An 18,605-nucleotide genomic window follows, 5' to 3' on the forward strand; every position below is an offset into this window, starting at 1 on the left:
GATTTGCGTTTAAGAAGGAGGTAAAATTGTGAGTACCTATGCTCAGAAAAAAGGTGTTGGCGCCGTTTTATGGGATTACTTAACAACTGTTGACCATAAAAAAATCGCCATCCTTTATCTAATTGCTGGTGGATTTTTCTTCCTAGTCGGTGGACTAGAGGCAATGTTTATCCGTATCCAGCTAGCCGTACCAGGCAATGATTTTGTAAGTGCTGGAGTATACAATGAAATACTCACTATGCACGGTACAACAATGATTTTCTTGGCAGCGATGCCGTTGATATTCGCATTTATGAATGCGGTTATGCCACTACAAATTGGGGCACGTGATGTTGCATTCCCTTTCCTTAACTCTTTAGGGTTCTGGTTGTTTTTCTTTGGTGGTGTATTTCTAAACCTTTCATGGTTTTTAGGAGGAGCTCCTGATGCTGGTTGGACTTCTTATGCGTCCCTTTCACTTGCGTCAGAAGGTCACGGGATAGATTTTTACGTACTAGGATTACAAATCTCAGGTGCGGGTACATTAATAGGGGGAATTAACTTCCTTGTAACGATTATTAATATGCGTGCACCAGGAATGACTTATATGCGTATGCCATTATTTACATGGACAACGTTTGTAACGTCAGCATTAATACTATTTGCATTCCCTCCATTAACTGTGGCACTTTTCTTAATGCTTTTTGATCGTTTATTTGGAGGAAATTTCTTTAACCCAGATATGGGTGGTAACACAATTATTTGGGAGCATTTATTCTGGATCTTTGGACACCCAGAAGTTTATATCTTAGTATTACCAGCTTTTGGTATCTTTTCGGAAATCTTTGCGATTTTCTCAAGAAAAAGATTGTTTGGTTATTCATCAATGGTGTTCGCTACTGTGTTAATCGGGTTTTTAGGTTTCATGGTATGGGCTCACCATATGTTTACAACTGGATTAGGTCCGATCGCTAATGCCATTTTCTCTGTGGCGACAATGGCAATCGCTGTTCCGACGGGGATTAAAATATTTAACTGGCTCTTTACAATGTGGGGCGGTAGCATTAAATTTACAACCCCAATGTTGTATGCTATTGCGTTTATACCAACCTTTACAATGGGTGGAGTAACAGGTGTTATGCTTGCGTCAGCTGCACAGGATTATCAGTACCATGATAGTTACTTTGTTGTTGCTCACTTCCATTATGTTATCGTTGGTGGAGTTGTCTTCGCATTACTTGGCGGTTTACATCTATATTGGCCGAAGATGTTTGGCACAATGTTGAATGAAGCCCTTGGAAAAGTAACATTCTGGTTATTTTTAATTGGGTTCCATTTAACCTTCTTTATTCAACATTTCTTAGGTTTAATGGGGATGCCGCGTCGTATCTTTACGTTTAACGAAGGTCAAGGGTTTGAAACTGCGAACTTGGTAAGTACTGTTGGTGCCTTCTTTATGGCGGTAGCAACAATCGTATTATTAATTAATGTGGTTATGACCATTGCGAAGAATAAAAAAGTTGGTGGCGATCCATGGGGTGACGGACGTACACTTGAATGGGCAATACCATCACCACCACCGTTTTATAACTTTAAACAGCTTCCGCTTGTACGTGGGTTAGATGCTTACTGGATTGAGAAAATGGAAGGTAATAAAGAGATGACTCCTGCTGAGCCAATAGGTGACATCCATATGCCTAACAATTCATTTGTTCCATTTGTTATTTCAGTAGGATTGTTTATCGCGGCATTTGGTGCAATGTACCATAATGAACATTCATGGGGCATCCCAGTACTTATTATCGGCATGTTGGTTGTCTTTGGTTCTATGTTCTTTAGATCAGTGAAAGATGACCACGGATATCATATTCATAAAGAGGAATTAATGGATGATGATAAAGGGGGTAAGGCATAATGAAGGCAGATGAAAAATTCACATATGAAACATGGCCTGCAGCGCCTGAAAAGCAAACCCTCGACGGAAAGAATAAATTTTTAGGTTTCTGGCTATTTCTTGGTGGTGAAACTGTTTTATTTGCGACTTTATTTGCGACTTATTTAGCATTAAAGGATCGTGTACCAAACAGTGACCATTATTTAGCAAAAGACCTTTTTGAAATACCATTAGTGTTTGTTATGACAATGTTGTTATTAACAAGCTCACTAACAAGTGTTTATGCAATGTACCATATGAAGAATTTCAACTTCAAAAAAATGCAGTTATGGTTAGGCATTACCGTATTACTCGGTTTAGCTTTCCTTGGTTTAGAAGTTTATGAATTCAACCATTATGTACATGAATACCATCATACTTTTACAAGTTCAGCATTTGGTACAGCTTTCTACACACTTGTAGGCTTCCATGGTGGTCACGTTGCATTTGGTCTTGCATGGATCATTACATTAATGGTACGTAATGCAAAACGTGGATTAGACCTTTATACAGCACCAAAGTTTTATGTTGCAAGTTTATACTGGCACTTTATTGATGTTGTATGGGTGTTTATCTTTACGGTTGTATATTTAATGGGAATGGTGGGATAACTGATGGCAAATGAAGAATTAAACTCAGGTAACCCAAAAGTTGACATTGAATATCGTCGCAGAAAAAGCGCAGAGGAAATGAGATATCAGGTTGTTTCATTTGCAATGATGATCTTTTTAACATTTGTGGCTTTCATTGCTGTTGGCTATGATATTTCCGGATGGTTTACCATTCCGTTTATCTTAGTACTAGCAATCGTTCAAGTAGGCTTCCAACTATATTATTTCATGCATATGAGCCATAAAGGACATGAAGCTCCTGCATTGTTCCTGTATTCAGGTGTCTTTGTAGCTTTCATTACTCTGCTGGCATTCATGACAATTATTTGGTGGTAAAATGAAAAACGGCTGATAAATTTCAGTCGTTTTTTTGTGGGTTAAAAATGGTTAAAATAGATTGCTAATTAATTCATGTAATAGATGAATAACAAAATTGAGCTACAATTCTTAAAAATTTATGACAGTTACAACAATCAAGGTAAGATGTTGACACCGATTCCATAAAGTGGGTTGCCACGGTCTTTAAGACAAGCGTATAATAGACATTGATATCAGAAACAATAATGATGGCCTGTAGTATTACATAAAATGAGGTGACGTAAGAATGCCACTTAGTATTTTTGGATTTAGAGCATTATGGAGTCCGTATTTTCTTCTAGCATTGGTCTTGTTGTTAATTTTGTATTTTTTAGTGACCGTTAAGTTTCGCCACCGTTTTGCAAACAGTGAACCATTACATAAGAAAGAAGCGCTATTCTTTTCAAGTGCAATCTTAGTCTTATATCTGATTAAGGGATCTCCGCTTGATCTAATGGGACATTTGATGTTTTATGCACATATGATTCAAATGGGTGTACTCTATTTAGTTGTGCCAATCTTGTTTATTTACGGAATTCCTAAATGGATGTGGCGTTCCTTTATTGCCTTACCAATCATAAAACCATTGTTTCGCTTTTTTACAAAACCATTAATTGCTTTAATCTTTTTTAATGGCTTATTTTCTTTTTACCATATCCCATTGATTTTTGATGTAATTAAAGTAGATATGACTTTGCATACAGTTTATACAATCATCTTATTTCTCTTTGCTATATGTATGTGGTGGCCACTTATCACGCCGTTACCTGAGCAGCAAAGAATAAGTGGGCTAAAAAAAGTCGGTTATATTTTTGCAGATGGTATTCTATTAACACCTGCTTGTGCACTGATCATATTTGCAGACGCACCGATGTATGCAACGTATTCTGATCCACATGCATGGGGACAAGCATTAGCTCTCTGTGTTCCTACAGGAACCCTCGCAGGATTAAATTTAAGTGGGCCAGAAATGTTTAATAGTATGTCTCTACTGCATGATCAGCAGTTAGGCGGCGTTATTATGAAAATTATACAGGAAATTGTTTATGGATATGTTTTGGCTCTTGTATTTTTTGAATGGTATCGCAAAGAACAGTCAGAGGAGAAAGAAGCTGAAAATCAGCTCATGAACCCAAGAACAGTGGAATAAATCTCGAGCCTACCTAGCTACTAAGGTAGGCTCCATTTTTGAACAATTAAAGAACTTTTACGAAAACCATTCAATCATGATTGAAAAAGAAGGAATACTTTTATAAAATGAGCATAGCTTCTTCATGTAATTATATGAAGAATAAAGTACATATAGGAAGTTTGATAAGAGAAAGGAAGTTACTATGGAGCATTCATTGCCTGTCTTACCAACAATCAGTACAACCTTTATCGTGTTAAGTGCCATTATGGTGGCAATTGGTTGGGTTCAAATTAGTAAGAGAAAAATTGACGCACATAAAAAATCGATGACATTAGCTGGCATTTTTGCCATCATATTCTTTATTATTTATGCTAGTCGAACAATCTTTATCGGAAATACATCATTTGGTGGCCCTGATGATATAAAAATTTATTATACCCTTTTTCTTGTCTTTCATATTACATTGGCCACATCAGGAGCGGTACTTGGAATCATTAACTTGTATACGGGATATAAGAATAAGTTAAAGCTTCATAGAAAGATCGGTCCCTTTACAAGTATTATTTGGTTTGCTACTGCCATTACGGGGGTAGCCGTTTATTTACTACTATATGTTTTTTATCATGGCGGAGAAACAACATCATTAATCAAAGCGATATTCGGATTCTAAAAAGTCCAAAGTCATGTAAGTCCGAGCTTATTCGAGTGCTAGTATCATTCGAATAGGTTCGGACTTTTTTTGCTTGCTTGTATTTCCATGTCAATACTTGACACAGTAATACATAAAACTGTAAATGAAGAAAGAATAAATGAGAATAAAGTAAGTAAGACCATCAAATAGTAAGAAACAAGAAGTTTTTAGGTTACTGTCTAAAGAGTACTTTTTGTAAACATAGCAGAACAAAATGAGATCAAACTGCATTTACTATAATATCCTTTACTTAATAAGGTTGAATCCAGAAATGAATGGATGATGCAATTGGAAAAGCGAGATGTGGAAAAACAAAAAGTACGCAAATTTATCATTTCATCCATTGTAGAATCCAATATACGCTATCTTCAAATGGATGGTGCAGAGGAAAAGGTAAGGTTAATTAGAAGAAGTAGTGAAGATATTATTACGCGATTAGATGATCAGGTGATAATTGAAGTAAGATTAAGTATTAGACCTTATAAAGAAGTATTAACAGATTTGATGATTTTACAAAAACAAATTATTGAAGATATTCGATTATTGACTGGACTTCGCGTTGGTAAGGTGGTTTTGAAAATAGAGCATTGCTCTATCGACTCGATAGAAAAAACGTGAAGATTTGTTCTTCACGTTTTTTTTGCTTACTTAAGTATTTGTTCTAAATCATTATTAATGTCTGTTAGGATCTTTTCAGATTGCTTAACAAGTGATTGTGGAAAGTGTTCGCCATCCCCATATTCTACTCCATGAGGATAATAATGTTTGCCTAATAAAGGAGTAAGTAATTGAATCGTCGCCTTTCTAGCGCCAACGTCCCCTTCGACTGCATGTCCAAATACACGAAGATAGTAGATTCCTTCTTTTAATTCAAATTTTCGATCGTATGTAACTCTTTCATAATCCCACTGTCCTGCACGTACTAACTGATAAGAATCCATTAGGTCATCTAGTCGCTTTAGTTCAACTTGCTTGTTTTCTAAACCCGTATTTTCAAGCTTCATAATAATCAATCCCTCCTGAAAAAAACAATTGGTAAACAGAACCAATATTGAATCATCTCAAATTTAATAATAGTTGAAAAATGGACAAGTTGCAATCTTTTTCAAATGGATCATTATATTCACCTAACACTAGTATTCCCAACATCCTTCATATATGTATAATGAAAAAATTAGTGAAAAGAATGATACATATAGAGGTTAATGATATAAAGTTCATTTCCATGTATAATAAGATGTATAAACCTTTAAATCGAGATTTTTAAACAATTTAAATTAGCTTCTTTATTGAAGCGTACCTTATAGTTGTTGTAAAGGTTTTCTTAATTCATAAACAACTTGCTATTATCCATTTCTATGTGATGATATACTATATTTAAACATATGTTATAAAAAATACTTTTTCGTGTATTGGAAAGATTGGGAGTTATGTGATTCTTAACGATACTCATGTTTATGACATGGATATAATAGAAGTGTCCGGGTTTAAAAGAAGTCATGGGAGGTGCAAGTTCTCTGAAGAGTGTATTACGCGTATTTGTACTGATATTGGCTCTTACCGTTATATGGTTATACTTAGATTTTAGTAGTGAAGATCAACTGCTGTTGAGTGATGAGGGTACAGAAGTTGCTCAAGATGAGACGATAGGTAATCAACAGGATGAAGAGTCAATGGTTGCTGAGATGCCTGAAGAAGGGTTGCTTACTTTAATGGGGTCAAAAGCTTCGGATATAAAGAAAGAGTTTGGTGAACCGGAACGGATTGATCCTACACTTCAAGGCTATGAATGGTGGATTTATCCGAATGGCAACCATGAATATATACAAGTCGGTATATGGGAAGGGAAAGTTATTTCCATATTTGCCACAGGTGAAGAAGTGGATGTTACCCCTTTTAAAATAGGACAACCATCAGGAGAAATTTATTCTTCGTTATATGCAGAAACAAATATAGAAATTGAATTCGAAGGTAGTGTTTATCGCTTTGAGTTATCAGAAGCGGACATGAATATGAGACCAATTATTAGAATTGGCGATTATTATGCATTACTTTATTTAGATAAATTTACAGGTACGCTTTCTAGTGTACGTTTTCTAAATGATGAGTCTTTCGTGATGTTAAGGCCTTATGAATTAGTTTATAGGGGCGAGTTATTTGTCGTAAATGATATAGAAGAAGAGGAAGAAGCCGCTATCAATCGAGGAATGGAGCAGCAGATTATTGATATTACAAACGTAATGAGAGAAAGATATAATGTGAATGAGCTTAGCTTAGATGAGCAGACCCAAGAAGTAGCATATAACCACAGTGTGGATATGTATGAAAGTGAAGCCTTTTCGCATACGTCGGATGAATATGGTGAACTGTCAGATCGCCTAAAAGCGGGCGAGGTTGCTTATCTATCTGCTGGTGAAAATATCGCTGCTAATTATGTAGATGCACCTTCAGTAATGGAGGGATGGTTAAATAGTAGTGCGCATCGTGAAACTTTATTGAACGAACAATTTACTCACATTGGTGTAGGTGTTCATAAGAAGCACTTTACACAAAACTTTATTGAAAAATGGGAACAAGAATAAAGACGTGGCATACTCATTGTATGATGAGTGCACGTCTTTTTTTTGTTCACTTTCCAATAACAAAAAAGTTAGAGGAAGCAGTTGCAACCTTCTTACCGTCGTCTCTTTCAACGACTGCAGAGAGGACCATCATACGACTTCCTTTATGAGTGATTGTTGCATGACAAGTAAGGTTGTTGCCTTTAATTGCAGCTAAATAATGAATGTTTAATTGTGTAGTCACTGCCACCTTATCTAACGGAGCTGCTTCATTGCTTAGAGTACCCATTGCAGTATCAATGAGTGTAGCAATCATACCTCCGTGAACAATACCAAGCGGATTATAAAGTAGAGGTGTAATAGGGATGGAAATTGTAACAGCATCATCTTCTAACTGTTCTTCTACATTCATAAATGCTTCAATATATGAACGATTAGCCCCATTTTGCTCTCTTTCTAAACTATCCACAATACTATCGATTAACGCTAAATCTTTGTCATTAGTCTCGGCAATAATTTGTGAAAACTTTTGAAGTAAGAAATCTTTCTTTGTCATAATTTGTGAAACTCCTTGTTATATCATTAACTTTAAGCATAAACCGTTTTCATCCTCATTCCAATAAAATGAAGTTTTGTATATGTGCTTATCTTTATCGTAACAGAAACCTAACCAATAGAAATATAGAAATTTATCACTATTATGGAGGTGCACTCATACAATAAAGTAGGCATTTGTAACGAAAACGAGGTGAATAATAGTGGCACAGAAACAATTGCACCCAACTGTGGAACGGTTTAAGTCTTATGTGAAAAAGAATCCATCAGTACTAAAAGAAGTGAGGTCCGGCAAAAAGTCGATGCAGCAATTGTATGAAGAATGGTACCTATTGGAAGATGATGAGCAAGATGTGCGTGATCAGAAGAGTGATTCTTCCGAAACCACTACTGAAAACAAACAAGATTGGATCAATCAAGTGATGGGAACTGTAAAAAACATGGATGTTAATCAAGTACAAGGTTATATTACAAATATGAGCCAGGCTCTCGGAGCAATTCAAGGGGTGTTATCACAATTTCAAGGAGGAGCTACATCCTCTAAAAGCTCTACTAAATCAAATTCAATTGCTCAAAAGCCAAATCCATTTGCATTTAAAAAAGATTAAAGAAGGTGAAAATCTTTGCGTAAAGATATAAGAGAGTATATTCAACAAAATGAAGAATTAAAAAAGTTCGTTAGAGAACAGCCACAGTGGTATCGAACGTTATCGCGAAACCCAACAGAAATACAGAAATTAGAAGTTGCGTCTTTACATTATCATAAAAAAACAATTCCTCATCATGTAGAAAAGTTTTCTAATGGGGTTCAGATGGCATCTATGATGATGAGCATGTTTCAAGCAATGAACAGTCAATCATAAATGGTCTTCTTCGCTTAGGAAGAAGGCTATTTTTTATGAGTAATTATTATGTAAAAGCAAATAATACATAATAAAAAGGGTTGATGAGCTTGCAGAAAATATATCAATACTTCTCGCTTTGTATTTTATTCATCTTATTAGTAGCTTGCACCAAAGATATTCCAGAGCCAGAAACAAATAGCATACTAGCTCCTGTTAAGGGGCTTGAAATTAGAGAATCTATTCCGGTAACAACGGCCATGGCAAAAGGGCCACAAGATTTCTTCGTCAAGCATTTAGTGGAAGGTAACGATGTATTTATTGAATGTATTGTTGATGGGATAACATTTAGAGAAGATCGACAAGGGGTGAAGGGAAAGTTTATTGTTTATGTTGATGGGGAGAAAACAGAAGAAATCAACCGCGCAGCTTTCAAAATAAAAGGGTTGTCACAAGGGAAACATCATATCAAACTAGAAGTAGTGAGTAGTGATCCCGCGCTTTACTTTTTGACAAAAGAATTTATCGTACAAGTGGAATAATTCTTCTCAGTACTTTAGATTTTAGGTATTCCATGATATGATGAAAAGTGGAGGTGAGCTTCCAGATGCTTGCTACTTTAGAAAGATTAGAGATATTGGACGTAGCCGATGAGATTGTCACGATGATTGTCAAGTCTGAGGAAGCTACTCAATACAAGCAATGCCTCAAGGAGATGCAATCAAATCCTGAAACTCAGGAAAAGATTCGTCAATTTGTTGAAATGAAAGATCTTTATGAGGATGTACAACGATTTGGTAAGTATCATCCTGATTATAAAAGAGTTACGATGTCTATACGTCAGTTAAAGAGAGAAATGGATATGGATCCGTATGTTGCAGCGTATAGGCAATCGGAAACAGAGTTACAGAGTTTGCTTGACGAAATTAGCGTCATTATAAGTCACTCTGTGTCTCAACATATTAAAGTCCCAACAGGTAACCCATTTTTTGATAATGCTTGTTCGGGTGGTTGTGGATCAGGCGGAGCATGTAGCTGTTCTGCTTAACAGTGCGGTCATGACCGCACTGTTTTTTTAAAAGATAGAGAATGAAAAAATCAATCACATTGTAAAAATAATGAAATATATGCTAGACTAATAACAATCATTTGAACAAAAGGGGAAGTATTATGCTTGGAGAGAGGCAAGGTTTAATTGTTTGGCTTTATTCATTAAAGCAAGCGAAAATGTTACGTCGCTTTGGGAACGTTCATTTTGTATCGAAACGGTTAAAGTACGTAGTTGTTTATTGTAACATGGAGGATATCGACGCTTTAACTGAAAAGATTAGTTCATATTCGTTTGTTAAAAAAGTTGAACCTTCATACAAACCTTTTTTAAAAACTGAATTTGAAAACGCAAAACCAGATAAAGCAAAAGAGTATGATTATAAGATGGGCATTTAACAACTTAAACAAACCTAGGCACATATAGTAAATATAGTGCCTAGGTTTGTTTAAGTTAGTGCAGGTAAATAGTGATTTAACCTGAAAATAGCGATTAAATGTTGAAAATATAAGTCTTTCTCAGAGAAAAGTGTCGAAGGTTTCACATTGAATTGGATGAGTTCTTTATTTAACTCTTTCGCTGTATCCGCAAATAATTGAAAGCGTTTATTAGGTTTGATTGTATGATTTGGCACGCCTTCTCTGCATATATATATAGGTTGGAATTTACCTTCAGCAGGTGGGTTTAATATCACGATAAGTGAACTCATCGCCTTATCATTTATGGTTGTATGTAAAACCATCATATGTTTAAGGCGGTCATCATTCCTTTTCGCTATCTCTATCAATTCATAAATGTCAGAAAACCCTTCTCCGAGTTCAATAAATCTTTGAATCATATTTGTTCTCCTTTTATGTTTAATCAACACTTCCCTACTTTATCATTTTTTTTTATTGATTAGAAGGATATTCGGTGTTTATATATAATTAGGTACAATTATCTCTTGAATGAGTAGTAAGGGAGCACAAGATGAAAAAGGTCATTTCTATTCTTTTTGTTATCATTATTCTCTGTATATTTTTTAACCAATGGGACCAATTCATAACAGATGAGCAAACTGTCAATGCACAAGAAAGTGCACAAACAAATGTTACCATTCATTCAGATGAAAAATCTGTGCAAATCTTTCAAACGATTTCTAGTTTATCTGACAAATCCATTTACGAAATAATCGTACCGGAGAAAGCTTCAAATTGGACATGTACATATAATGATAAAGATGAGTGTAAGAGAGTTTGGCGAGCTGAAAATATAATTGAAACTAAAGGTAGTCAGTTACATATTACCTATAGTTTGCCTCTAAATAAAAAGACTAACACTTTGATTCGTGATTGGTTATTTCAATTAAAGGGTGTCACTATAGATCATGTGGAATTAAAAATCATTGAATCTCACCATCGAAATGGAAAGTGGCTGGCTGGTATTCCTTTATCTGGGTTCGTAAAAGAGGATCTAATAGATTATTACTTCTTTTCTGGTAAGACCAACAATCCGGCACTGCTTTGGTATAATGAAGAAATAAACACCGAGCGAAACGAAACGCAGTATTCGTACTATGGTAATCACTATCCTGAGATCAAAGAACTGATACAAAAACATGAAGAAAAGGTAAAAGAAGCAAATTTTTTAAGTATCATTACAACTAATCAGTTGAAAAGTGGTCTATTTGGAGGCATTCTCATTTTACCTAGTGGAGAATTATTAGAAAGAGAATTAGTAGACGCTCTCTATTTCCATTCTATTGAAAGTGAAGAAATAGAATGGTTATTGGATTTGTTAACCTCATTTATTATTGATGAAAATCCTCGGTTTGATTTAAGTATGTATGCTTTTAACGAACTAAAAGAAAAGCTAACTTCAAGTGAGTTGGAACAGCTTGTTGCCAATATTTCCGACTTGGATGAAAGTTTCGTACCAGAAGATATGGATGAGATACTTTATCAAATAACGGGAAAACAAACGAACTTCTTTGCTGAATTATTAAGGAATAAACAACCGGTTTCTTTAGAATTATATACAATGAAAGATTATCATTGGAATAATAAAAAATTAACTGTGAAAGTAATTGAAATTGATGGAATAGAGTGGGTACCTCTACAAAAGACAATGTCATTCCTCGAGTTTGAAACAGAGCGTTTATCTGAAACGGAATGGGCAATCTTTAATGACAAAGATGTTTATCGTCTATATTCAGACCAGTCGATTTTTATAAGAAACGAAGAGGTTTTTGGCTTGTTAGAACATCCACTGAAAAAGATGAATGGAGAGTATTATTTAGAAAAAAATGGCTCCAGTCTATTTTTCATATAAACTTCAGAGAAGAGGGTAATAAAGTTTATTTTGACATGTAAAAGGAAAGCATATGTGGAATGATAGAATCATTCCTATTTGAATGAGTTCACCGTCGATAAAAATAAAAAAATCCCTGTAGCAAAAACCTACAGGGTCCTTCCAACCATCTAATAGGCAGAAGGTAAAGGGAGAGGAGAAACCGGAGGAAGAACTTATGGGGAAACGTAAGTCTTCTCCGCGGTTGGCAACAACATCGTTTAGATGCTGTTAATTTCATTATCTCCATATAAGACATTGTTATACATTTTTATTCGACATCTCTTGAAATACTTAGGAGAATATGAGTTTGTTTCCTATAAAAAGTATGGTAGGATGATGAAGAAAAATTGAATTTAGAATAAGTGGTGAGTAGTAGTATGCGGGTAGTATCTGGTCAATATAAAGGAATGCAACTTAAAGCCGTTCCTGGCAAATCAACAAGACCAACAACTGATAAAGTAAAAGAAGCAATCTTTAATATGATAGGACCCTATTTTGATGGTGGCATTGCACTTGATTTGTTCGCTGGAAGTGGCGGCCTTGGGATTGAGTCATTAAGTAGAGGTGTAGAAAAAGCGATTTTCGTTGATCGTGATAGCAAAGCAATACATACAGTACATGAAAATTTACGAATTTGTAAAATCGAAGAAGACGTTGAAGTTTATAGAAATGACGCAGAAAGAGCTTTAAAAGCCATTATGAAAAGGGAGTTGCAATTTGATTATATCTTCCTTGATCCACCTTACAAAAAGCAGCAACTCGTTAAATTGTTAGAAATCATTAGTCAACAGAGGTTACTAAAGCAAAGTGGCATTATAATGTGTGAACATAGCTCGGATATACAATTACCCACATTATGCGGGGACTTAGAACAAGTAAAGTATGAAAGCTATGGTATCATTGCTGTTTCCATTTATCGTTATATTGTACCTAATGAATAAATTAGAAAGCAGGGGGAATAAAAATGAGCGGGATTGCCGTATGCCCAGGAAGTTTTGATCCAATTACTTTTGGCCATTTAGATATTATTAAAAGGGGAGCAAAAGTATTTGATGAAATACATGTCGTGCTACTTAATAATTCTTCTAAGAATCCACTCTTTTCTGTTGAAGAAAGAATTCATTTAATTGAAGAAGTGACGAAAGACATTCCTAATGTCAAGGTTGGGACTTTTCAAGGTTTATTAGTGGATTATGCAAAAAGTGTAAATGCAAAAGCAATCATTCGCGGTCTAAGGGCAGTATCTGACTTTGAATATGAGATGCAAATCACATCGATGAATCGCGTATTAAATGATGAGATTGAAACATTCTTTGTTATGACGAATAATCAATATTCCTTCTTGAGCTCAAGTATCGTAAAAGAAGTGGCAAAATATCAAGGAGATATTTCTGACCTCGTTCCAGCTGAGGTACAAGATGCGCTACATAAAAAATTCGCTAAGTAAAATAAAGAGGCAGATCAACTCAGGGAGTGTCTGCCTTTTTTTATACAATCTTTTAGTTTTAAGGTCGTGTACTAATGGGAAAGAAAATGCCTACGATAGTAGATGAAAATATATAAAATAAGAGAAAATAAAGTAATGAGAGGTCCAAGTGTTATCATGTAATCATATATGGTAAAGGCTTCGCCTTGAAAAACGGGTATGGCGTTAGATGGTTGCTCAAATGACACACGGTCGTAGAGTAAATGCCAAAAAAGGTAGGCGTAAAAAGCAGCAATAAATGAATGAATAATACGAGCGATGAAAAATGGCTTAAAACGAATATCGGATTGAGCGATAATGCTTGCGACTTGTGATTGAACACTAAATCCACAGAAGGCCAAGATAGCACTGGCGATCATTACTTTTTGTAGCAACGGAACATGATCGACTTGAGCAGTCATCTGATTTCCTTGAGTCAGTTCAAATATGCCAGAAAATAATGCTTTACTAAAATCAGGGGAGATTTGGAAAATAGATAATAATAAACCGAGCCCATGAGCGAAAAAGTCTGTAATGCCGATGTGGAATAATAATTTATTTATGACCGAAAATAAAATAATAAAGCCACCGATCATTAATAAAGTATGAATAGAAGATATTACAGCATCACCAACAAGTTTTCCTAATGGACGCTGTTCTTGTAATCTTGTTTCATGTAAGACATTAAATGCTTCCTTAAATGAAAATTTTCGCGCGGGGGGCGTCGCTATCTTAGTGTTCTTCTTTTCTTCCTTTCGTCCGTAAAACCGCATGATTAAACCTACAGTTAAATTACCAAGATAATGGGCTAAAGCAAGGATAATCCCTAATTTTGTATTATGAAAGAAACCAACAGACACTGCGCCAAAAATAAACAAGGGATTGGAACAGTTAGAGAAGGAAACAAGTCGCTCTGCTTCCAGACGTGATATTTGTTTCTCTTGTCTTAATCTTACAGTGAACTTTGCTCCAGCTGGATAACCAGATGCCATTCCCATGGCTAACACAAAGCCACCTACACCTGGAACTCTGAATAGTGGTCGCATGAGTGGTTCTAATAGTACACCAATAAATTTTACTACACCAAAACCGATTAAAACCTCGGCTATAATAAAAAACGGTAAAAGTGAAGGAAAAACAATCTCCCACCACATTTCGAGGCCCCTTCTCGATGCATCAACGGATTCTTGTGGATATAATATAAGTGAAACGGCGATTAATGATGCCGAAAGTGCAAGCATGAATGTTTTTAACTTTGAACGTGACACGAACGAGCCTCCCTTATGTAATACGGCTGGAACACAATGTAAGCATGTCCTTCTTCTATTGAATATACGACGACAGATGAAAAATTAGACCATTGATTTCAAAATGACATTTACTTACTATTGATGAATCTTCATTTTAAAAAGATTCGAACTTTACAAAAAAAGTATGGAAATATCTGAAAATGAAATCATTCGTCTGTTAACTAAAGCAACTATTTATACATAAGATAATAAATAGTATTTGGTTGTTTGATATCAATACATTAAAGAAGAAAGACAATCATTTTATGAAAGGGATTGGAGGGAAAGATTTTGGTTCGACCAAAAATAGGTCTTGCTCTCGGATCTGGTGGTGCGCGTGGGTTTGCACATCTTGGTGTAATAAAAGCGCTTGTGGATGAAGATATACCAATTGACATGATTGCAGGGAGCAGTATGGGGGCAATGGTAGGCTGCTTTTACGCTACAGGAATAGATATTGAAACATTATATAAATTTTCCACTGTTTTTAAAAGAAAGTATTATTTAGATTTTACGGTCCCTAGAATGGGATTTGTCGCTGGTAATCGAGTGAAGGAATTCATCCGTGTATTCACACAAGACAAGAAAATAGAAGATTTAAAAATTCCTGTTTCTGTAGTCGCAACTGACATCCAGAAGGGAGAAAAGGTTATTTTTCAAGACGGGCCAATAGCAGAAGCTGTTAGAGCAAGTATATCTATTCCTGGTATTTTTGTACCTGAAAAGGTTGAAGGACGGCTACTAGTTGATGGAGGGGTTATTGACCGTGTGCCTGTTTCAGTTGTAAAAGATATGGGCGCAGATATTATTATTGCTGTTGATGTCTCAAGAGTAAATGTTCAGACAGAGATACACTCCATTTATGATGTTATTATGCAGAGCCTAGATATTTTACAAATGGAGAATGTGATTAACCGTGAAATAGCATCCAATGTGATGATTCGACCAAGTGTAGAGATGTATAGTTCAAAAGCTTTTACAAATATAAATGAAATAATTAAGATAGGAGAAGAGGAAGCGCTCAAATATATCGACACAATAAAAGAAATTATCAAAAATTGGAAGGAGCCAAATGAATGAAAAGAAAAATTTGGGCTCGCTCCTTCTTCGTCTTAGCATTACTCGTCCTTGTTACTTCTTTTATACAACTTCCTTATTATGTCTCAAAGCCAGGTATGGCGAAAGAATTAGAACCAATCATTGAAGTTGAGAATGGTGACAGCGCTACAGGTAGTTTCATGCTTACGACTATAAGAATGGGCAAAGCTAATATTTATACCTATTTATGGGCAAAATGGCAAAAATATCAACATATTTATCCTATCGAGGATATCCGAAGAGATGATGAAACAGATAGAGAATATCAGTTAAGGCAATTATACTTAATGGATAACTCCAAGCAGTCAGCCATAGAAGTGGCATATCAACATGCTGGATTAGATGTGAATTACAATTATCAAGGCGTGTATGTACTTAATATTATGGAAGGTATGCCAGCAGAAGGGAAACTTGAAGCATCAGATAGGGTAACAAAAGTAGATGGAAAATCTTTTCAATCTTCGGAGCAATTCATTGATATGGTTTCATCAAAATCGGAAGGTGATAGCATATCCCTTACGTTTGAAAGAAATGGGGAACAAAGAGAAACCGATATCGAACTAGAGAAAATTGCTGCGACTGGGAAGGCTGGTGTGGGCATTACTTTAGTGGATGATAAAGAGATATCAGTAGATCCAGAAGTGGCGATTGATACAAGTGAAATTGGAGGTCCATCAGCTGGCTTTATGTTTTCATTAGAAATTTATAATCAGTTAGTTGAGGGAGATTTAACAAAGGATTATGAAATCGCTGGAACTGGCACAATCTCACCAGATGGCACAGTAGGGCGCATCGGTGGAATAGATCAAAAAATTGTGGCTGCAGATAATGCCGGCGCAGACATTTTCTTTGCACCGAATGAGAATAATAGTAATAAGTCAAACTACAAAGAAGCTGTTAAAACAGCTAAAGATATTGGTACTGATATGAAAATCATCCCAATTGACACTTTTGCTGATGCCGTGAAGTACTTAGAAGGGCTAGAAAATAAATCATAGATCCAAGGACCTGTCGTGTGGGGCATGTAATGTATAAACGGAGAGATTCTGCTCAATCATCAGAATTTCTCCGTTTTTTTTATGAGATTTATTTCTGCTTAGTTATAAGTAACACCAAATTATACAATCTATGTAAATTTATTCGAATTCTATTGCCTAGGTGTACAAGTAGTGTGAAGAATGAAGAGGAGAAGGACCTAGCTCGGTCAACTAGAAATAGCCAATCAAAGGAATTTATATGTACATCTGGAGTGGAAAACTTCAAGATAGATAAGCAAAACGGTCTTGCGCGTCCATCCAGAATTAAAATGATAAAGATAGCAGAACAAAAGGGAAAAGTGCGTCTATCCGTAGTGAAAAAAGCCAAGATAGCAGTCACAATCGAATTTCGCGTCCATCCAGATTAAAAAAATGAGAGATAGACGAGCAAAAGCAGTTTTATTCGACCATCTCTCAAACATTGTTTTTCGCAGTAAACATTCGGCACGTATCTATATCATTTGTCATAAATGATTGGTGGTTGGCTAAAGTCAAGTTTTAAAAGCTCCTGCTGTTGTGGAGAATTAGCTGCAAGCGCATATATTCTAGTTGCTTTAAGATCTAGTGCTAATGACTCTCGATTTTTGTCTGAGACCTTAGAAATGAGAGGAAGCTTAAACTCGCCTTTATATTTATTTAAGTAAACCCTTCCTTTTTTGGACATACCAAGGAGGCGAAGGTATGGTGCTTGTTTTAAATGTGACATAGATTGTTTACCTGCATTGATAAGTATATATAAACAAATTCTCTGGATGCGTGTCCAAGTATATCGTTTTGTTTTCACTGCTTCCATAAATGTTTGAAAAGAAGTTGAAGTCTTGCTCGCTTCGATTAAACGGAATTCGATTCCTTCTTCAACCTCATAAATTTCTCTAAGTTGAGCAGGTGACGAACTGAGCAAGCGGTATTGTAGCATAGGCCAATACAGTTCCCAATGATGCAGAACTCCAAACTTTTTATAATACGAATGCAAGGCTTCATATGAGGTTCTCGGCATATATTTAAAAGTTTCTTCTATATTTGCTTCTTGAGAAAATATCTTTTTTCTTATGCTAGTTGCACTTGCTATGGTTGATGAGTTAAAGTCTTCATCATGGTACTCGGCATTCTTTCTTGCGATGGTTGTTGGCTCCATTTTCGCATTTTGTTGCTTTATAGCTTTTATGTATTGGAAGCCAAGAATATTATTTGGTTTAGTTAGGTCCACTATTTCTTCATCGATGGTCAATTGTTGGAAAGCAAGAGATGCAGATTTAGGATAACTATAGCCTTCTTTACTATAATTTCTAATCAGTTGGTTATACTCCTTTTCATGTTGATGTAACTGACGATAAGTTGATAAAAAGGGCTGTATACTACCTTGCTCACTACCAAATGATAAATATTGACACAGAGTGGCATCGAGTATTGAAATGGCTCCATTTGCAAATATATCTGCTTGAGATGTCGCAAATGAAAAAGGAAGTTCAAAAACAAGGTCACAACCACCAGCCAATGCCATTTCAGCCCGTGCCCATTTTGATACGATTGCCGGCTCTCCTCTTTGCAGGAAATTACCACTCATCACACAAATCACCACGTCTGCACCTGTTTCTTTTTTTGCTTGCTCTACTTGATAGGCATGCCCATTATGAAAAGGATTATATTCAACGACAATACCAACAGCTTTCATCTGT

23 protein-coding genes are annotated in these 18,605 nt (G+C 35.6%); 18 read left to right on the top strand and 5 right to left on the bottom strand.

Going from position 1 to position 18,605, the window contains the following annotated elements; translation table 11 throughout:
• Positions 1-28 precede the first annotated feature (28 nt).
• The 6 genes from ctaD to MKY26_RS03625 all read left to right on the top strand — a co-directional run bounded on the left by ctaD (position 29) and on the right by MKY26_RS03625 (position 5,321).
• Positions 29-1,894, top strand: coding sequence for a cytochrome c oxidase subunit I (gene ctaD / locus MKY26_RS03600; protein WP_322909201.1), 1,866 nt, complete (start codon positions 29-31; stop codon positions 1,892-1,894).
• Positions 1,894-2,523 (top strand): cytochrome (ubi)quinol oxidase subunit III, encoded by a 630-nt coding sequence (locus tag MKY26_RS03605; RefSeq protein ID WP_095369652.1) that lies wholly within the window; start codon positions 1,894-1,896, stop codon positions 2,521-2,523. The genes ctaD and MKY26_RS03605 overlap by 1 nt, the downstream gene beginning before the upstream one ends.
• Positions 2,524-2,526: 3 nt before the next feature.
• Positions 2,527-2,859 carry a cytochrome c oxidase subunit IVB gene (gene ctaF / locus MKY26_RS03610; RefSeq protein ID WP_095369651.1) on the top strand — a complete coding sequence of 111 codons (333 nt, stop codon included), beginning with the start codon at positions 2,527-2,529 and terminating at the stop codon, positions 2,857-2,859.
• Positions 2,860-3,127: 268 nt separating this feature from the next.
• Complete coding sequence (gene ctaG, locus MKY26_RS03615; RefSeq protein WP_095369650.1) at positions 3,128-4,030, top strand: cytochrome c oxidase assembly factor CtaG; 903 nt, start codon at positions 3,128-3,130, stop codon at positions 4,028-4,030.
• Positions 4,031-4,214: 184 nt separating this feature from the next.
• Entirely contained in the window at positions 4,215-4,682 is a 468-nt protein-coding gene (locus MKY26_RS03620; RefSeq protein ID WP_095369649.1) for a DUF420 domain-containing protein, read from the top strand.
• A gap of 309 nt (positions 4,683-4,991) precedes the next feature.
• Entirely contained in the window at positions 4,992-5,321 is a 330-nt protein-coding gene (locus tag MKY26_RS03625) for a hypothetical protein (protein ID WP_095369648.1), read from the top strand.
• Between the two features lie 26 nt (positions 5,322-5,347).
• On the opposite strand, the gene MKY26_RS03630 is transcribed toward MKY26_RS03625, so the two are convergent.
• Entirely contained in the window at positions 5,348-5,707 is a 360-nt protein-coding gene (locus MKY26_RS03630; RefSeq protein ID WP_095369647.1) for a YugN family protein, read from the bottom strand.
• 495 nt (positions 5,708-6,202) lie between these two features.
• On the opposite strand from MKY26_RS03630, the gene MKY26_RS03635 reads away from it, so the two are divergent.
• Positions 6,203-7,285, top strand: a complete 1,083-nt coding sequence (locus MKY26_RS03635; RefSeq protein ID WP_307314618.1) for a CAP domain-containing protein — start codon at positions 6,203-6,205, stop codon at positions 7,283-7,285.
• Between the two features lie 46 nt (positions 7,286-7,331).
• Here MKY26_RS03635 and MKY26_RS03640 read toward each other — a convergent pair whose 3' ends face one another.
• Positions 7,332-7,820: a PaaI family thioesterase gene (locus tag MKY26_RS03640; RefSeq protein ID WP_095369645.1), complete on the bottom strand. Its 489-nt coding sequence runs from the start codon at positions 7,818-7,820 to the stop codon at positions 7,332-7,334.
• A gap of 202 nt (positions 7,821-8,022) precedes the next feature.
• Here MKY26_RS03640 and MKY26_RS03645 point away from each other — a divergent pair, with 202 nt between their 5' ends.
• The 5 genes from MKY26_RS03645 to MKY26_RS03665 all read left to right on the top strand — a co-directional run bounded on the left by MKY26_RS03645 (position 8,023) and on the right by MKY26_RS03665 (position 10,107).
• On the top strand, positions 8,023-8,427 hold the full coding sequence (locus MKY26_RS03645) for a YlbD family protein (RefSeq protein ID WP_095369644.1): 405 nt from the start codon (positions 8,023-8,025) through the stop codon (positions 8,425-8,427).
• A gap of 15 nt (positions 8,428-8,442) precedes the next feature.
• A complete protein-coding gene (locus MKY26_RS03650) occupies positions 8,443-8,682 on the top strand; it encodes a YlbE-like family protein (protein ID WP_191812444.1) in 240 nt (79 codons plus the stop codon).
• A gap of 89 nt (positions 8,683-8,771) precedes the next feature.
• Positions 8,772-9,203 (top strand): hypothetical protein, encoded by a 432-nt coding sequence (locus MKY26_RS03655; protein ID WP_095369643.1) that lies wholly within the window; start codon positions 8,772-8,774, stop codon positions 9,201-9,203.
• 65 nt (positions 9,204-9,268) lie between these two features.
• On the top strand, positions 9,269-9,709 hold the full coding sequence (locus MKY26_RS03660; protein ID WP_095369642.1) for a YlbF family regulator: 441 nt from the start codon (positions 9,269-9,271) through the stop codon (positions 9,707-9,709).
• Between the two features lie 122 nt (positions 9,710-9,831).
• Positions 9,832-10,107, top strand: coding sequence for a YlbG family protein (locus MKY26_RS03665; RefSeq protein WP_095369641.1), 276 nt, complete (start codon positions 9,832-9,834; stop codon positions 10,105-10,107).
• 50 nt (positions 10,108-10,157) lie between these two features.
• Here MKY26_RS03665 and MKY26_RS03670 read toward each other — a convergent pair whose 3' ends face one another.
• Positions 10,158-10,547: a DUF7147 family protein gene (locus MKY26_RS03670; RefSeq protein WP_095369640.1), complete on the bottom strand. Its 390-nt coding sequence runs from the start codon at positions 10,545-10,547 to the stop codon at positions 10,158-10,160.
• A gap of 131 nt (positions 10,548-10,678) precedes the next feature.
• Between MKY26_RS03670 and MKY26_RS03675 the strand changes: the two genes are divergently transcribed.
• The 3 genes from MKY26_RS03675 (at position 10,679) to coaD (ending at position 13,487) form a co-directional block, all read left to right on the top strand.
• Entirely contained in the window at positions 10,679-12,019 is a 1,341-nt protein-coding gene (locus MKY26_RS03675) for a hypothetical protein (protein WP_341092129.1), read from the top strand.
• 398 nt (positions 12,020-12,417) lie between these two features.
• Complete coding sequence (rsmD, locus tag MKY26_RS03680; protein ID WP_095369638.1) at positions 12,418-12,981, top strand: 16S rRNA (guanine(966)-N(2))-methyltransferase RsmD; 564 nt, start codon at positions 12,418-12,420, stop codon at positions 12,979-12,981.
• A gap of 23 nt (positions 12,982-13,004) precedes the next feature.
• Positions 13,005-13,487 (top strand): pantetheine-phosphate adenylyltransferase, encoded by a 483-nt coding sequence (coaD, locus tag MKY26_RS03685; protein ID WP_322909204.1) that lies wholly within the window; start codon positions 13,005-13,007, stop codon positions 13,485-13,487.
• Positions 13,488-13,558: 71 nt separating this feature from the next.
• Here coaD and ylbJ read toward each other — a convergent pair whose 3' ends face one another.
• Positions 13,559-14,773, bottom strand: coding sequence for a sporulation integral membrane protein YlbJ (gene ylbJ / locus MKY26_RS03690; RefSeq protein WP_322909205.1), 1,215 nt, complete (start codon positions 14,771-14,773; stop codon positions 13,559-13,561).
• 312 nt (positions 14,774-15,085) lie between these two features.
• Between ylbJ and MKY26_RS03695 the strand changes: the two genes are divergently transcribed.
• The 3 genes from MKY26_RS03695 (at position 15,086) to MKY26_RS03705 (ending at position 17,297) form a co-directional block, all read left to right on the top strand.
• A complete protein-coding gene (locus MKY26_RS03695) occupies positions 15,086-15,874 on the top strand; it encodes a patatin-like phospholipase family protein (protein WP_322909206.1) in 789 nt (262 codons plus the stop codon).
• Positions 15,871-16,890: a SepM family pheromone-processing serine protease gene (locus tag MKY26_RS03700; protein WP_340974422.1), complete on the top strand. Its 1,020-nt coding sequence runs from the start codon at positions 15,871-15,873 to the stop codon at positions 16,888-16,890. The genes MKY26_RS03695 and MKY26_RS03700 overlap by 4 nt, the downstream gene beginning before the upstream one ends.
• Before the next feature lie 173 nt (positions 16,891-17,063).
• Positions 17,064-17,297 carry a hypothetical protein gene (locus MKY26_RS03705; RefSeq protein WP_095369633.1) on the top strand — a complete coding sequence of 78 codons (234 nt, stop codon included), beginning with the start codon at positions 17,064-17,066 and terminating at the stop codon, positions 17,295-17,297.
• 89 nt (positions 17,298-17,386) lie between these two features.
• Here MKY26_RS03705 and MKY26_RS03710 read toward each other — a convergent pair whose 3' ends face one another.
• The gene (locus tag MKY26_RS03710) at positions 17,387-18,601 is read right to left on the bottom strand and encodes a nucleotidyltransferase (protein ID WP_307314596.1); all 1,215 of its coding nucleotides are present in this window, start codon (positions 18,599-18,601) and stop codon (positions 17,387-17,389) included.
• Positions 18,602-18,605 lie beyond the last annotated feature (4 nt).

Origin of the sequence: Cytobacillus sp. FSL R7-0680 (assembly GCF_038009245.1) — a bacterium.
Taxonomy (GTDB): Bacteria; Bacillota; Bacilli; order Bacillales; family Cytobacillaceae; genus Cytobacillus; species Cytobacillus kochii.

What these genes read in the sequence shown, in the direction of transcription:
- MKY26_RS03605 (WP_095369652.1), top strand. Translation starts at nt 1,894, where the DNA reads ATGAAGGCAGATGAAAAATTCACATATGAAACATGGCCTGCAGCGCCT.
- ctaF (WP_095369651.1), top strand. Translation starts at nt 2,527, where the DNA reads ATGGCAAATGAAGAATTAAACTCAGGTAACCCAAAAGTTGACATTGAA.
- ctaG (WP_095369650.1), top strand. Translation starts at nt 3,128, where the DNA reads ATGCCACTTAGTATTTTTGGATTTAGAGCATTATGGAGTCCGTATTTT.
- MKY26_RS03620 (WP_095369649.1), top strand. Translation starts at nt 4,215, where the DNA reads ATGGAGCATTCATTGCCTGTCTTACCAACAATCAGTACAACCTTTATC.
- MKY26_RS03630 (WP_095369647.1), bottom strand. Translation starts at nt 5,707, where the DNA reads ATGAAGCTTGAAAATACGGGTTTAGAAAACAAGCAAGTTGAACTAAAG.
- MKY26_RS03635 (WP_307314618.1), top strand. Translation starts at nt 6,203, where the DNA reads ATGGGAGGTGCAAGTTCTCTGAAGAGTGTATTACGCGTATTTGTACTG.
- MKY26_RS03640 (WP_095369645.1), bottom strand. Translation starts at nt 7,820, where the DNA reads ATGACAAAGAAAGATTTCTTACTTCAAAAGTTTTCACAAATTATTGCC.
- MKY26_RS03660 (WP_095369642.1), top strand. Translation starts at nt 9,269, where the DNA reads ATGCTTGCTACTTTAGAAAGATTAGAGATATTGGACGTAGCCGATGAG.
- MKY26_RS03665 (WP_095369641.1), top strand. Translation starts at nt 9,832, where the DNA reads ATGCTTGGAGAGAGGCAAGGTTTAATTGTTTGGCTTTATTCATTAAAG.
- MKY26_RS03670 (WP_095369640.1), bottom strand. Translation starts at nt 10,547, where the DNA reads ATGATTCAAAGATTTATTGAACTCGGAGAAGGGTTTTCTGACATTTAT.
- MKY26_RS03675 (WP_341092129.1), top strand. Translation starts at nt 10,679, where the DNA reads ATGAAAAAGGTCATTTCTATTCTTTTTGTTATCATTATTCTCTGTATA.
- rsmD (WP_095369638.1), top strand. Translation starts at nt 12,418, where the DNA reads ATGCGGGTAGTATCTGGTCAATATAAAGGAATGCAACTTAAAGCCGTT.
- coaD (WP_322909204.1), top strand. Translation starts at nt 13,005, where the DNA reads ATGAGCGGGATTGCCGTATGCCCAGGAAGTTTTGATCCAATTACTTTT.
- MKY26_RS03700 (WP_340974422.1), top strand. Translation starts at nt 15,871, where the DNA reads ATGAAAAGAAAAATTTGGGCTCGCTCCTTCTTCGTCTTAGCATTACTC.
- MKY26_RS03710 (WP_307314596.1), bottom strand. Translation starts at nt 18,601, where the DNA reads ATGAAAGCTGTTGGTATTGTCGTTGAATATAATCCTTTTCATAATGGG.